Consider the following 13,859-nt stretch of genomic DNA (forward strand, 5'->3'; position numbering starts at 1 on the left):
TTCCGCGGCGAAGGGTACGACCGTATCCACCGCGACATCCGGCGTCTGAAGACCGAATTCGCCGGTCGCGAGCGCCGCAATCGAGCGGCCTTCCGGGGTCTCATCGGCAAGGCTCGCGAGCAGCGCGGCTTCCGCGACGTCCGGCGCCGTGGCCCCGGAGACGGGTACGAAGTCGGAGGCCATGCGGTTGCCGAAGGTGATGGTGCCCGTCTTGTCGAGAAGCAGCGTGTCCACGTCGCCCGCCGCCTCGACCGCCCGGCCGGAGGTCGCGATGACGTTGAAGCGGACGAGCCGGTCCATGCCGGCGATGCCGATCGCCGAGAGCAGGCCGCCGATCGTCGTCGGGATCAGCGTGACGAGCAAGGCGGCGAGGACGGTGATCGACAGGACCGTGCCGGAATAGCCGGCGAGACCCCAGACGCTGACGACGACAATCAGGAAGACGAGCGTCAACCCGGAAAGGAGGATCGACAGCGCGATTTCGTTCGGCGTCTTCTGGCGCTGGGCGCCCTCGATGAGCGCGATCATGCGGTCGACAAAGCTGGAGCCCGGCGCAACGGTGATGCGTACCTTGATCCAGTCGGAAAGCACCTGCGTGCCGCCGGTGACGGCCGAGCGGTCGCCGCCGGATTCGCGGATCACCGGGGCGGATTCACCGGTGATGGCGCTCTCGTTGACCGAGGCGACGCCCTCGATCACCTCGCCGTCGCCGGGAATGAGCTCGCCGGCCTTGGCGAGGACGACATCACCGATCCGCAGCGTTGCGGCAGGGATGACCTCCAGTCCCCCGCCGTTTGCGAGGCGGTTGGCGACGAGCTCGGACTTGGTCCGCTTCAGGCTGTCGGCCTGGGCGCGGCCCCGCCCCTCCGCGACGGCCTCTGCGAAAGTCGCGAAGAGCACGGTGAACCAGAGCCAGGCGGCGATCTGGCCCGAAAATGATGCGTCGCCGGCATTGGCGACGAGGTCGCGCACGAAGAACAGGGTGACGATCGCCGCCACCGCCTCGGTGACGAAGATGACCGGATTGCGGACCAGCCGGCGCGGGTCGAGTTTGACGACGGCATCCTTCATCGCCGGAAGCAGGATGGCCGGGTCGACGAGACTGGGAGCCACGGGTTTGTGGGACATTGCAAAATCCTTCAGAACGTCTGGCCGGCGAGCATCGCGAGGTGGTCGACGATGGGGCCGAGGGCGAGCGCCGGGAAGAACTGCAGCCCGCCGAGGATAAGGATGATGCCGATCAGGAGACCGACGAAGAGCGGACCGTCGGTCGGGAAGGTACCCTTTGACGCGGGTATCTTCACCTTCGCGGCCAGCGAACCGGCGATCGCCATGACGGGCACGACGTAGCCGAAGCGGCCGAGCAGCATGGCGATGCCGAGCGTCGTGTTGTACCAGGGCGTGTTGCCGGTCAGTCCGCCGAAGGCCGAGCCGTTGTTGCCGGCGGCCGACGTGTAGGCATAGAGGATCTCCGACAGGCCGTGCGGGCCGGCCATGCCGACGCTCGCCACCGCAAAGGGCAGCATGGCGGAAACGGCGGTGAATCCGAGGATCGCGGTCGGCAGGATCAGGACGGCGAGCATCGCATATTTCATCTCGCGGCCTTCGATTTTCTTGCCGAGGAATTCCGGCGTGCGGCCGACCATGAGACCGGCGACGAAGACGGAGAGCACGGCGAAGACGACCATGCCGTAGAGGCCGGAGCCGACGCCGCCCGGCAGCACTTCGCCGAGCTGGATGAGGAACATCGGCGCGAGCCCGCCGAGCCCGGTAAAGGAACCATGCATGCCGTTGACACCGCCATCCGACAGACCGGTCGTCACGGCCGCATAGAGCGCCGTCATCGCCTGTCCGAAGCGGACTTCCTTGCCCTCCATGTTGCCAAGGGCCGGATCGACGCCAAGCGCCGTCAGGATCGGGTTGCCGTTCGTCTCCGCCCAATAGACGGCGCCGACGCCGGCGACGAGCAGGATCGCCATGGCCGCAAGGAAGGCCCAGCCCTGGCGACGGCTGCCGACCATCTGGCCGAAGGTATAAACGAGCGCCGCCGAGATCGACAGCATCGCGAAGATGTTGAGATAGTTCGAGAACGCGCTCGGATTCTCGAAAGGATGGGCGGCATTCACGTTAAAGAAACCGCCGCCGTTCGTGCCGAGCTGCTTGATCGCCTCCTGGCTGGCAACCGGCCCGAGCGCAATCGTCTGCTGCGCGCCTTCGAGCGTCGTGGCCGTGACCGAAGCGTCGAGCGTCTGGGGCAGGCCCATGGCGACGAAGACGAGGGCGACGACGACGGCGATCGGCAGCAGCACGTAGAGCGTTGCGCGCGTCAGGTCGACCCAGAAGTTGCCGAGCGTCGCCGCCTGCGAACGAGCCAGTGCGCGGGTGAGAGCGATGGCGAGCGCCATGCCGGTCGCCGCCGAAACGAAGTTCTGCACCGTGAGCCCGGCCATCTGGCTGAAATGGCTCATCGTCGTCTCGCCGCCGTAGTTCTGCCAGTTCGTGTTGGTGACGAAGCTGACGGCGGTGTTGAAGGCGAGGTCCGGCGGAACGTTGGAAAAGCCCTGCGGGTTGAGCGGCAGGACAGCCTGGAGCCTGAGGATCGCGTAGAGCGCGACGAAGCCGGCCATCGAGAAGGCGAGCATGGCGAGCGTATAGGCGAGCCAGCCCTGCTCCTTGCGTTCATCCACGCCGGACAGGCGGTAGAGCCCGCGCTCGACGGGTGCGAGGACGGGCGAAAGGAATGTACGTTCGCCGGAAAAGACCTGCGCCATGTAGAGCCCGAGCGGCTTCACGACGACGAGCACGGCGAGGAAGAGGAGGCCGATCTGCAGCCACCCGATGAGGGACATGATGGTTCTCCCTGGAATTCAGAATCGCTCGGGACGCAGCAGCGTCACAACGAGATAGACGGCAAGGGCTGCCACGGCGGCGAGGCCGATGAGAGGCTCGATCATTGCGCCTCCTACAGGCCGCCCAGCGCGCGGGCATAGAGCGCCAGCACGAAGAGCGTGCCCGCGCCGAGCGCGAGAAAGACGAGGTCGGACATTTCGAATCTCCGGTTGTTGCAGTGCCGGACGATGCACCCGCATCGGGTCAGGTTTCGATTGGGAAGACGGCCGAACGGGATAAGGAAAATATAAAGACCACAGCGCCATCGCCGCCCGACCGCCGGTGCCGTCGAGAAAATCACGAAAAATGCAGAGCCGGTGAAACCGCTTCGTCCGCGCCTGCGTAAAAGCAGCCATAGCGACGAGCTGCATTTGCGAAAGAGAGATCGGTGGTGATGCGAATCCGACCCAGCGACACAGGGCGCCTGAGGATCGCGGTCGTCGGCAGCGGGATTTCCGGATTGTCGGCCGCCTGGCTGTTGGCCCGCCGGCATGACGTGACCCTCTTCGAGGCCGCCGACCGGCTGGGAGGGCACAGCAATACCGTCACCATCGAAAGCAAGGCGGGACCGGTCGCGGTCGATACCGGATTCATCGTCTACAACGAGGTGACCTATCCGAACCTCACGGCCCTGTTCCGGCTGCTCGGCGTGCCGACGGCCCCGTCCAACATGTCCTTCTCGGTTTCGCTCGACGACGGTGCCTATGAATATTCCGGCGGCACGGGTCTCGGCATTCTTGCCCAGCGGTCCAATCTGGTCAGCCTGCGCTTCTGGTCGATGATCCGCGATCTCCTGCGCTTCTACCGCCGGGCGCCGCGCGACCTGCCGACCATGGGCTCGCTGTCGCTTGACGACTACCTCGGGCGGAACGGCTACGGCAGGGCTTTTCGCGAGGATCATCTCTACCCGATGGCCGCGGCGATCTGGTCGACCCCGGCCCTCGAGGTGGGCCTCTATCCCGCGTCGAGCTTCGTCCGCTTCTGCTGCAACCACGGCCTGCTCGACCTCTGGGGTCGCCCGGACTGGCGCACCGTGCAGGGCGGCAGCCTGGAATATGTCAGGCGCATCACCGCGGGCTACGAGAACGGCATCCGGCTCTCCACGCCCGTCCGGTCGATCCGCCGCCTCGACACGTCCGTCGAGGTGCTGGACGGCACGGGCGCATCGCACCGTTTCGACGACGTGGTGATCGCCACCCATGCCGACCAGGCACTCCGGCTGCTTGCCGACCCGACACGCGATGAGCGGCGGATCCTCGGATCGTTCCGCTATTCGCGCAACGAGGCCGTGCTGCATTCCGATCCGGCGCTCATGCCGGTGCGGCGGGCCGCATGGGCGAGCTGGAACTACATCACGGCCGCCGGCAACGGGATGCCGCATCCATCGGTCACCTACTGGATGAACCGGCTGCAGCCGCTCGGCTCCGCTCCCCCCACCTTCGTCACGCTCAACCCGTGCCGCGAGCCGCGCGCGGATCTGGTGATCCGGCGCGAGAGCTACGAGCATCCGGTTTTCGATACCGCGGCGGATCGGGCCCAACAGGAGCTCTGGTCGCTTCAGGGGGCGCAACGGACATGGTTCTGCGGTGCCTATTTCGGATCCGGGTTCCACGAGGACGGCCTGCAGGCGGGGCTTGCGGTGGCCGAAGACCTCGGCGGCCTGCGCCGGCCCTGGCAAGTGCGCCAGGACAGTGCCCGCATCGTGCGCCGGCCGGTTGCCGTCCCTCGGGAAAGCATGACGGCCTGATCGGCTCCGCCGGCCGCCGGCGTCAGCGATGCGCTTCGGGGACGCGTCCGTCGCGAAAGCTCGCGCTCGGCGGCGGCGGCGGGCTGCGGTGAAAGGCAGCGCCTTTCAGCCAGAGTTTCAGCGCCTCCCAGTGGATGCCCGCCATCACCTTCAGCGTCATGAACGGGAAACGCACGAGGCAGCCAGCCAGGCTCCTGCTGTCGAGCGGCCGGGCGTCGCCGTTGAAGGTCGCCGCCAGCAGCGGCGCGCCGTCTGCCGTTTCGTGGATGCGCAGCCGTACCGTCCGGCCCGGCGGCAGGACCCGGAAGTGATAGCGCGCATCCATGGCGACGAACGGCGAGACATGGAAAAGCTTGGCCCGGGTCTGCCGGACGCCGGCCGGTCCTGCCTCCCCCGGCTCGACGGGCGCCACGTAGGTGTGGCGCTCGCCGAACGTGTTGCGCACCGCATAGAGCAGCGCGACCGGCCGGCCGGCCGCGTCATAGGCGAAATAGACCGAGATCGGGTTGAAGACATAGCCGAAGAGCCGCGGATAGGCGAGGAGCAGGATCCGGTTCGCGCGTTCGGCAAGGCCCGCCTGACGCAGCAGCCTATCGGCGAAGTCCCGCAACGTCTCGCCTTGGCGCTCCACGTGATCGCTCTCGCGGAAGGAGAAGACGCCGGCGCGATTGACCGAAAGCAGCCACGACATGCGGCCGAGCGCATCGAGCCGGTCGACATCCACCAGGAGAGAAAAAACGGAATAGGAGAAGCGGTGGCCGAACGGTTTCAGCCGCTGATGCATGACCTTGCCAGGATAGAGCGTCCCGGCCTCGAGCGGCGGCGGACCGTTTTCCGCCATGGTGGTGATGCGGCCGCCGCTCATGGTGTTTCCCCCTTCGCGGAGGCATAGGCGGCAAGCGCCCGTTGCCGGGCCTTCGCGTGATCGACGATCGGCCCGGGATAGGTTTCGCCGAGCCGTACCCCTGCTTTCGTCAGCACCGCGGCCGGCGCCTCCCAGGGCCGGTGAAGGTACTTGTCCGGCAGTTCCGCCAGTTCGGGCACGAAGCGACGGACATAGGCGCCCCCGCCGTCGAATTTCTCGCCCTGCGTGACGGGGTTGAAGATGCGGAAATAGGACGCGGCGTCCGCGCCGCAGCCGGCAACCCATTGCCAGTTGGCCGGGTTGCTCGCCAGGTCCGCATCCACCAGCCTGTCCCAGAACCATAGCTCGCCCTGCCGCCAGTCGATGAGCAGGTGCTTCGTCAGGAAGGAGGCGGCGATCATGCGAACGCGGTTGTGCATCGTGCCGGTCTGCCACAGCTCACGCATTCCCGCATCGACCATCGGATAGCCGGTCGTGCCGCGCCGCCAGGCACGAAGCGCCGCCTTGTCCGACCGCCAGGGAAAGGCGTCGAATGCGGACTGGAAATTGTCGGTATGCAGACGCGGATTGTGGAAGAGCAGGTGGTAGCAGAACTCGCGCCAGGCGATCTCCTTGCGGAACGTCAGGACGTCCGCGCCATCGGCCTCGCCCGCATGAGTCTTCAGTGCCGCGAGGACCTGGAAGGGCGTTATCTCGCCATGCGCCAGATGCGGCGAGAGACGGGATGTGAAGGCCTCACCGGGCAGGTCCCGCCCTTCGGCATAGCCATGAAGCCCCTCGGCGAGGAATTCGGACAGCAGCGCGGTCGCCCCGGCCTCGCCCGGCGTCCACGTCTCGCGCAATCCGCCGGCCCAGTCGGGTCTGGCGGGAAGCGGCAGCAGGTCGTCCAGCGCCTCCGTCTCGAGCCGGCCGGCGTAGCCAGGGAGCTTACGCGGGCGGTCGATCGGGTCGCGCGGCTCGGGGCCGGCATGCAGCGCGTTCCAGAAGGGGGTGAAGACCTTGTAGAACGCGCCGGCGCCGGTCTTCAGCCGATGCGGCTCGTGCAGAAGCTGTCCCGCGAAGCTTTCGGCATGCAGGCCCCGGTTGCGCAGGTTCCGCTTCATGTCCATGTCGGCCTCGACGGCGACCGGCTCGTAGCGGCGGTTCCAGAAGACGGCATCCGCGTCGCTTTCCGACACCAGGGCCTCCACCGCGGCACGCATGGGGCCCCGGCGCAAAACGAGAACGATTCCCAGGTCGGCGAGGTCTTTCCCGAGCGTAACCAGCGACCGATGCAGCCACCAGCGGAAGGCGCCGCCCGGCGGACGCATGCCCTCGCTCTCCTTGTCGAGGATATAGGCGGCGATCACCGGTCTCCTGCGATCCGCCGCCGCCGCAAGCGCGCCATTGTCCGCTATGCGAAGGTCATTGCGATAAAGGACCAGCGTCGGCCGTTCGTCGGTGGTTTTGCCGCTCGTCAATTCACCGGTGTCCAGCTTGCGTTTCGGCATAGGAGTCCGCCCAGCACGCAGCCGCGCGTCAGAAGCCGGTTCTGCGTCACGTCGAGCGTGATCGCATCGGTGCGGTCACGCTTCCGATCATAGGCGGTGCCGGCGAGCCGGCCCGCCGCCTTGGATGCGAGCGACATGACCAGCCGGTCGCCGACCGCTTCGCCCTTGCCCGTATCACGGATCCACAGGTTCGTCGCGCAGATGTCTCCCCCGCAGCGCGCGATGCCATCGTCGCGCACCCAAACGCCGCTCGGGTCGGGAGATTGCGGCGCAAAAGCCGCCGGCCCTGCGAAGAGGGCGACGGCCGGCATCGGAGGTGCCGGTTTCGTCATGGCCTTATTCCTCGTTACCTGCTCAATACGCCGGACGCTCCCGTTCGGTTCACCCGTGATCCGAAACACGGGACGGCGCGTAGATGTTTCCGAGTGGCCGGGAGAAGAGCTTTGAAAACGGTAATTGTCGCCTACCTGGCCGCCGGCCTCGTCTTTCTGATCGCCGATGCGATCTGGCTGACCACCATGGCGGGCACGCTCTATCGTCCGCTGCTCGGCGACAAGCTTGCGCCACAGGTCCACGTGGCGCCGGCGATCGCCTTCTACCTCATCTATAGTGCCGGCATCGTCTTCTTCGCCGTCCTCCCGGCGCTTGCCGGCGGCGGGCTTTCCAAGGCCGCGCTGAACGGAGCCGTACTCGGTCTCGTCGCCTATGCCACCTATGACCTCACCAATCACGCGACGCTGCGCGACTGGCCGCTTGCCGTCACGCTTGCCGACATGGTGTGGGGCATGGTCGTCACCACCGCGGGCGCTTCAGCCGGGTTCCTTGCCGCACGGAACATCGCCATCTGAGCGCTCGCACGCCGCCATGGCGTTGGAGAAGACGAGGTGGCGAGCGTCGCGGCGCTGAAAGCGTCGAGCGAACAAGCGCAGCATATTCGGTTTCGCCACAGGCGACGCAGGCCGAGCCGCAGCCCCCAGAGGCAGGCGATCACCGCGACGGCGCGGCGGCGACGCCTGCCGCGCCGACGAGAAAGGACCAGACTGCATCCACCCGGCCGGATTTCGCGCCACGCACGACGGCCCGCCAGGCGAGTGCCGTGACGCGCGACAGGCAGATGGCAACGGCGGGGAACAGGGCCGCCGCCGGCATGGGTCACAACCCGACGATCGGCTGGATCAGGCGGCCGATGAGGCTGTTGAAGCGCATCTTGCCCTCCAGCGCAGCAATGCAGATGCACTCCTCGCCGGGATCGACGACCGGCTGGTGCTCCACGTCCTCGTCCATCTCGGCGAGGTCGCCCGGCAGGAACCGGCCGAACCGGTCGGTGAAGGAACCGGAGACGATATAGGTGAATTCGGTGCCGACATGGCCGTGGTCGGGAAGCGCGCGGCCTGGCCCGACCCTAAGCATGATCACGGTGGCGTCCGGATCGTGCGGCACGCCGATGCGGCTCATGCGCATGCCGGGACCGATCCAGCGCCAGCGGCCGATGCCGCAGCCCCGCAGCGAATCGGGAAGCCGCACACCGTCGATCTCCGCGGGTTTCTGCTCGCGGCGCGGCGGCTGCGGAATGCCCTCCTCCGCATCGATCCTGGCGAGCACATCGCTGAGCGCGCTCGGCGAAAGCTGCGTCGGCTCGGTTTGCGCCAGAATGGCGCCGCCGAGAGCCTCGAAGCCCCGGACGCGCGCATGACAGACGGGGCATGCCGCCAGATGCGCCCCGACGACGATCGCCGGCCCGGCCGCCAGCGTGCCGGCGGCATACCGCATCAGCGTCTCGTCGGTCGGGTGGTGGGAAATCGTCATCGTTCGTCTTCCAACAGGGCGCGCAGCCGGTTCATTGCCAGGCGCGTTCTGGATTTCACGGTGCCGAGCGGAATGCCGAGTTCCCCGGCGATCTCGCTCTGCGACTTCTCTCCGTAATAGGAGAGCCGGATGATGGTCTGCTGCTCCGGCGAGAGCCCCGCGAGCGCATTGCGGACCCTGAGGTCCCGTTCGCCGTCGAGAAGCAGCGCCTCCACCGTCCGCATCTCCTCCTCGGGTTCGCACGGCAGGTCGGCCGGATTGCGCTGGCGTCGCAGATGATCGATGCGCAGGTTGCGGGCAATGGTGAAGACCCACGTCGTCACGCCCGCCCGCTCCGGATTGAACGACTGCGCCTTGCGCCACACCGCGAGCATGGTTTCCTGTACCAGGTCCTCGGAAACCGCCGCCGGCAGCGCGCCCCGCAGGAAGAAGGTCTTCAGGCGCGGTCCGAAATAGCGGAAGAGCGCCGCGAAGGCCGCGCGGTCCCGCTCCGCGGCAACCGCCGCGACACACCGGATCAGGTCCCCGGGCGTCGGCACCGAGGGGTTCTCGCCGTCCCTCACGATGCCCAAACGCCGGCCCGCGGGAACGGCCCAGCTCCGCTCTGCAACAAGATGCTCAGATGCCTCATTCATGAACCCTTGTACGCCATCGTGCCGCCGCCGGATCACGGGAGCGCATCGAAACCCGCACCGGCCGCAAACGTTGCGACGATAGCGAAAAGCGCGGGCGCGCGCACCTGTATTTCCTGGCAGGCGATCACGGGCGCGTGGTGTCCGGCCATCCTTTCGACCATCGCTCCGGGGAGAGAACGGCATCCTGTCTGCCGCCACGCCCTTCAGCGCGCATGTACCGGTCTCCCGGAACAGGCTGTGCGTGTCCGCCGGAAGGAGATCGTGTAACTCGGCGGAGATCAGGATGGTCCGGCCGAACATACCTGCGGTCAGGAGGCCGAGTTCAAGTCCGGCACGTCAAGCGGGTTCTTGTGCCCTTCGCATCAAGATCATGCGCTAACCGCGCTGGACATCGGCGCGGCATAGTGAAAGAATCACCAGCAGCCATAATCTCCACTGGCAAAAAATGTACCCTCGCCGTGTATCGCGGCGGGGGCGTCTTTTTGTCTTCGGGGCATTGGAGATGGAAATTCAATGAGCTTTAACAGTTTTTGAAGCTTTCGCCTTATCGAGGACAGCTGTCTTAGTCTCCTCATCGTCAAATAGACAATTCTCTAGGCCCTTCGCTCCGGTGAAATCGCAGTCTAATATGCCGATAGCCATCCGGAAGTCTGCATTCTTAAAATTCGCGTCGGCAAATGTCGCTCCTTCTAAATCTGCGTTGTAAAAAGGCGGAAAATGTGTCTGCACGTGGGAAAGCCCATCAGCGTCGTCCTGCCAAGTCCATAGATCCTCGGGGTGCTCTTGGGTCCACTCCAAATGAGCGCCTTTGAACACTGCTTTCACCAGTTTAGCGTACCTGAAGCTACAATCTTTTAAGAGGGCCACCACGTAAGTACCGCCAAACACGTCTAACGGATTGCACTTGGAGAAAACTACGCAGCGGCAATCGACAAAGCTGAAATCTACAGCCTCCAATCTCATCTCTGATCGGCTACCGGTTCCCCAGTCACCTGCGTAGAACAATGCCCCGCTAATGTTCTCGATATCCTGATCTGAGAAAGAAAAATTGGACAAGGTGATACCAGAGAAGTCAATTTTGGTTGCACCCAGCCTGTTCATGCGGCGGACAGCACCGGCAATTCGCAGCTTTCCCTCCTCGGTATCCCACTTCTTGAAATCGTCAATGATCTCCTGTTGCCGCTGGCGGTCATTTCGGCGCTCAAGTCTGCGAACAAAAAATGCGACGATGATACCGAATATCAGGACATCAAACAGCATCCCAATAAACTCGATGAACGCGCCTGGAAGCAGGTCATCGCGCCAACTCGGGACCAAAGCATAGATGATGGCAACGATAACAACGCCGACGAGGAGGACACACGCAGAATAGACAATTACCGGCTCAGCAAGCGACACTCTTGCAATAGAACTAACGACTTTTCGTGCACGCCGCGCTCGTGAAGAAATCATTCGCGTCATTTTCATTGAACATCCCAACGTCGGTACGAACATTGCTAACCCTTTGACGAACGTATCGCCTTAGGTTTCCGGATCCTGGGCACTGGCTACTGCGTCGGCTTCGGCAGAGAGCTTCTGTTGCGCGATCTCCGCCCTGCCTGCCGTAATTTCTGCCTGTTTCTCCGCGGCCATGGCGCGGACGGCGAGCAGACGTTGTGTACGCTTGTGGCGCGCAACGTACCAATCCTGAAAAAGCAACTCGATCAGTTCAATGAGTGTTTGCGCCTCTCCGGGATCGACATCGATGATGAGGCTGATGTCCCTTTCCATGTGAGCGCCGATGTTGCCGACATCCCGGACGGCGTCGATCGCATCTATGGTCTCTACTTCAACGCCCTTCGGCGCCTGCCCCAAATCGACCAGCCTTCGTAGTTCTCTGATTTCTTCGATCAGCCGCGGTCTAGAGATGTCGCAAAAATCTCGGATCATGCCCTGAAGGCAGCGGCGCGCGAGGGTGGCCGACGCCTTGGGGCTTTTGTCCCGGATCAGGCAGGCCTCGTAATAGTCCTCACGGAGTGGAGCGGGAATGTAGTCGGGTTGCGCAATCGAAGCGCTATCGGGCAGGAGTCTCCAAGTCTGTCGCTCGCGGGCAATTTCCCACCAACCTCTTGAGCCAGTTTCTCCGCTTCCGAGTTTCGCCGCCAAATACAGTTCGTTGCATTCCGGATTTACGCAGCGAATTGCGGAGCACATTAGCGCAGGATTTCGGAAACGAGCCGCGCCAACCTCAAGTCGTATCACCTCTTGATGGTGATTATCGGATGAAACCATTTGGTGGTGTCCGCAGAACGGACAGGTCCATTGAAATGCCATCGATTAATCAGGCCCCCATGTTGCATTTCATGTTGCACGGATTTGCCAAGTGTGGCTGGCACCCACTGAAAATCAAGGGAAATCAGTTGCAACACGATGCAACATGCAATGCTGGACGCAATCGCATCGGGCAAGGGATAAGTAGTTGATTGTGCTTCTTAAATGAATGGTGCCCGGAGGCGGATTTGAACCACCGACACGCGGATTTTCAATCCGCTGCTCTACCAACTGAGCTATCCGGGCATCCGGTGGATTTCGCGGGCGAAATCCCGTTGGGGCGTGTTCGCCCCGGAAGCGAGCGGGGTTATAGCATCTTGCGAGAATGTGTCCAGCCCCAAGCCACATCTTTTCAAAGGAAAAATGGCATTGGGTCAAGCTGCGGAAAAGATTGACCTTTCTTCCCGCCGCAGACGGTCATTCATCGTCGTCGGGCTTCGTCTCGTCGTCGGCGACGGGGATCGCATAGGCGCCGGAAAGCCAGCGGTTCAAATCGACGTCGCGGCAGCGCGACGAGCAGAACGGATAGTGCTCGCGGACCGACGGCCGGCCGCATTCCGGGCAGGGGCGCGCCTTGCGCAGCGGCTCGACCCTGGCGGCGGGTCGTTCGCCTTCGCCCGGCATCGCTCAGCCCTCCGTCCAGCGGTAATGCACGTCGAACCCCTCGCCCGTCAGCAGCGCCAGCGTCTCGTAGAGCGGCAGGCCGACGACATTCGTGTAGGAGCCGACGAGCTTGACGACGAAGCTGCCGGCAATGCCCTGGATGCCGTAGCCGCCGGCCTTGCCGCGCCACTGGCCGGAGGCGAGATAGCTTTCGATGTCGAGGCCGGAGAGCCGCTTGAAGCGGACCTTGGTGTCGACGACGCGCTGGCGAAGCGTGCGGTCCGGGGTGATCAGGCAGACGCCGGTGAAGACCCGGTGGCTGCGGCCGGAAAGCAGGTGCAGCGCGCTCGAGGCCTCGTCGACCATCTCGGTCTTCGGCAGGATGCGCCGCCCGACGGCCACCACCGTGTCGGCGGCGAGGATGTAGCTGTCGACATGGGCGGGATCGCCCTTGATCTCGGCGAGCGCCGCCTGCGCCTTGGCCGTCGAGAGCCGGCGGGCGAGCGAGCGCGGATGCTCCGACTTCTTCGGCGTCTCGTCGATGTCCATCGGCATCAGCCGCGCGGGGTCGATGCCCGCCTGGGCGAGCAGGTCGACGCGACGCGGCGAACCGGAAGCAAGGATGAGCTTGTGGCCGAGTGCCATGGAACCTCGATAAGCCGGCTGCGGGCGCGGGCTACTTGAAGCGGTAGGTGATGCGACCCTTGGTCAGGTCGTAGGGCGTCATCTCGACGAGAACCTTGTCGCCGGCGAGAACGCGGATGCGGTTCTTGCGCATGCGGCCCGCCGTGTGCGCGATGATCTCGTGTTCGTTCTCGAGCTTCACCCGGAAGGTGGCATTCGGCAGCAGTTCCGTCACGATGCCCGGAAATTCTAGGACTTCTTCTTTAGCCATCTGAAAGCGATGTTCCTGTGTTGGAGAGGGCAGGCGGAATGCCCGCCGGAAAAATTCGCCGGAAACTACACAATCGCCGGTCCTTTGTGAACACCGTCGGTCCCGCTTTCTGCAATTGGCCGGACGGTGGCGGCAAAGCGGCCGTTCCGGCGCTAGCGCGGCGCCAGCAGACGCCGCTCGATCAGACCCTTCAGGTGCTCGCGCACCTCGCGATAGGCCGACAGGATCTGGTCGCGCGTACCGGTCGCGGCGGTCGGGTCCGGCGTCGGCCAGTAGATGACGTCGACGGCATTGGCGCGCGTCAGTTCGAGGGCCGCGTGATGCGCCTCGGGCGCCAGCGTGACGATCAGGTCGAAATAGTCGTCCTCCAGTTCGTCCAGCGAATGCGGCCCGTGCCGGCCGAGCGTCAGCCCGACCTCGGCGAGCACCGCGTCGACGAAGGGATCACGCTCGCCGGGCCGCACGCCGGCGGAGGCGACATAGGTGCCGGCCGGCAGCAGGCTGCGCGCGATTACCTCGGCCATCGGCGAGCGTACGGCATTCATGCGGCACATGAAGAGGATGGAGCCCGGCAGCCGCCGCTCGGGTGTCGTCTCGCCGGGCGCGGGGCTCGCCATGC

Annotated in this window: 18 protein-coding genes and 1 tRNA gene; 2 read left to right on the plus strand and 17 right to left on the minus strand. The window is 64.8% G+C overall.

The genetic code is table 11. From position 1 onward, the window contains the following. The 4 genes from LXM94_RS17960 to LXM94_RS17970 form a co-directional block, all read right to left on the minus strand. Positions 1-1,128, minus strand: a 1,128-nt coding sequence (locus LXM94_RS17960) for an HAD-IC family P-type ATPase (RefSeq protein WP_235772845.1), incomplete at its 3' end; no start/stop codon positions are given. 11 nt (positions 1,129-1,139) lie between these two features. Beyond that, positions 1,140-2,849 carry a potassium-transporting ATPase subunit KdpA gene (gene kdpA / locus LXM94_RS17965; protein ID WP_235772846.1) on the minus strand — a complete coding sequence of 570 codons (1,710 nt, stop codon included), beginning with the start codon at positions 2,847-2,849 and terminating at the stop codon, positions 1,140-1,142. Between the two features lie 18 nt (positions 2,850-2,867). Then, positions 2,868-2,954, minus strand: coding sequence for a K(+)-transporting ATPase subunit F (gene kdpF / locus LXM94_RS26310; RefSeq protein WP_408015662.1), 87 nt, complete (start codon positions 2,952-2,954; stop codon positions 2,868-2,870). An 8-nt stretch (positions 2,955-2,962) separates the two neighbouring features. Next, positions 2,963-3,190, minus strand: a complete 228-nt coding sequence (locus LXM94_RS17970) for a hypothetical protein (protein WP_235772847.1) — start codon at positions 3,188-3,190, stop codon at positions 2,963-2,965. A gap of 93 nt (positions 3,191-3,283) precedes the next feature. Here LXM94_RS17970 and LXM94_RS17975 point away from each other — a divergent pair, with 93 nt between their 5' ends. Beyond that, the gene (locus LXM94_RS17975; RefSeq protein ID WP_235772848.1) at positions 3,284-4,636 is read left to right on the plus strand and encodes an NAD(P)/FAD-dependent oxidoreductase; all 1,353 of its coding nucleotides are present in this window, start codon (positions 3,284-3,286) and stop codon (positions 4,634-4,636) included. A 22-nt stretch (positions 4,637-4,658) separates the two neighbouring features. Here LXM94_RS17975 and LXM94_RS17980 read toward each other — a convergent pair whose 3' ends face one another. The 3 genes from LXM94_RS17980 to LXM94_RS17990 are packed head-to-tail and all read right to left on the minus strand — an operon-like array spanning position 4,659 to position 7,323. After that, positions 4,659-5,501, minus strand: coding sequence for a DUF1365 domain-containing protein (locus tag LXM94_RS17980; RefSeq protein ID WP_235772849.1), 843 nt, complete (start codon positions 5,499-5,501; stop codon positions 4,659-4,661). Next, on the minus strand, positions 5,498-6,991 hold the full coding sequence (locus LXM94_RS17985) for a cryptochrome/photolyase family protein (protein WP_235772850.1): 1,494 nt from the start codon (positions 6,989-6,991) through the stop codon (positions 5,498-5,500). The genes LXM94_RS17980 and LXM94_RS17985 overlap by 4 nt, the downstream gene beginning before the upstream one ends. Next, a complete protein-coding gene (locus LXM94_RS17990; RefSeq protein ID WP_235772851.1) occupies positions 6,958-7,323 on the minus strand; it encodes a DUF2147 domain-containing protein in 366 nt (121 codons plus the stop codon). Before LXM94_RS17990 ends, LXM94_RS17985 begins: the two co-directional genes overlap by 34 nt. 111 nt (positions 7,324-7,434) lie before the next feature. Between LXM94_RS17990 and LXM94_RS17995 the strand changes: the two genes are divergently transcribed. Then, positions 7,435-7,839 (plus strand): DUF2177 family protein, encoded by a 405-nt coding sequence (locus LXM94_RS17995; protein WP_235772852.1) that lies wholly within the window; start codon positions 7,435-7,437, stop codon positions 7,837-7,839. 139 nt (positions 7,840-7,978) lie between these two features. Here the strand turns inward: LXM94_RS17995 and LXM94_RS18000 are convergent, their stop codons facing one another. The 10 genes from LXM94_RS18000 to LXM94_RS18045 form a co-directional block, all read right to left on the minus strand. Beyond that, positions 7,979-8,140: a hypothetical protein gene (locus LXM94_RS18000; RefSeq protein WP_235772853.1), complete on the minus strand. Its 162-nt coding sequence runs from the start codon at positions 8,138-8,140 to the stop codon at positions 7,979-7,981. Positions 8,141-8,143: 3 nt separating this feature from the next. Next, positions 8,144-8,797 (minus strand): ChrR family anti-sigma-E factor, encoded by a 654-nt coding sequence (locus LXM94_RS18005; protein WP_235772854.1) that lies wholly within the window; start codon positions 8,795-8,797, stop codon positions 8,144-8,146. Beyond that, positions 8,794-9,732: a sigma-70 family RNA polymerase sigma factor gene (locus LXM94_RS18010; RefSeq protein WP_235772855.1), complete on the minus strand. Its 939-nt coding sequence runs from the start codon at positions 9,730-9,732 to the stop codon at positions 8,794-8,796. Before LXM94_RS18010 ends, LXM94_RS18005 begins: the two co-directional genes overlap by 4 nt. A gap of 210 nt (positions 9,733-9,942) precedes the next feature. Further along, entirely contained in the window at positions 9,943-10,899 is a 957-nt protein-coding gene (locus LXM94_RS18015) for a pentapeptide repeat-containing protein (protein WP_235772856.1), read from the minus strand. A 54-nt stretch (positions 10,900-10,953) separates the two neighbouring features. Next, on the minus strand, positions 10,954-11,703 hold the full coding sequence (locus LXM94_RS18020; RefSeq protein WP_235772857.1) for a DUF4145 domain-containing protein: 750 nt from the start codon (positions 11,701-11,703) through the stop codon (positions 10,954-10,956). Between the two features lie 209 nt (positions 11,704-11,912). Further along, positions 11,913-11,988: transfer RNA gene (locus LXM94_RS18025), tRNA-Phe, on the minus strand. Positions 11,989-12,159: 171 nt separating this feature from the next. Continuing rightward, entirely contained in the window at positions 12,160-12,366 is a 207-nt protein-coding gene (gene yacG / locus LXM94_RS18030; protein WP_235772858.1) for a DNA gyrase inhibitor YacG, read from the minus strand. Positions 12,367-12,369: 3 nt separating this feature from the next. Continuing rightward, complete coding sequence (locus LXM94_RS18035) at positions 12,370-12,990, minus strand: Maf-like protein (RefSeq protein WP_235772859.1); 621 nt, start codon at positions 12,988-12,990, stop codon at positions 12,370-12,372. A gap of 31 nt (positions 12,991-13,021) precedes the next feature. Beyond that, positions 13,022-13,240, minus strand: a complete 219-nt coding sequence (infA, locus tag LXM94_RS18040; RefSeq protein ID WP_007759621.1) for a translation initiation factor IF-1 — start codon at positions 13,238-13,240, stop codon at positions 13,022-13,024. Between the two features lie 152 nt (positions 13,241-13,392). Next, positions 13,393-13,857, minus strand: coding sequence for an arsenate-mycothiol transferase ArsC (locus tag LXM94_RS18045; protein WP_235772860.1), 465 nt, complete (start codon positions 13,855-13,857; stop codon positions 13,393-13,395). Positions 13,858-13,859: the final 2 nt, after the last annotated feature.

This window comes from Rhizobium alarense (genome assembly GCF_021555155.1).
GTDB classification, from domain to species: Bacteria; Pseudomonadota; Alphaproteobacteria; order Rhizobiales; family Rhizobiaceae; genus Rhizobium_D; species Rhizobium_D alarense.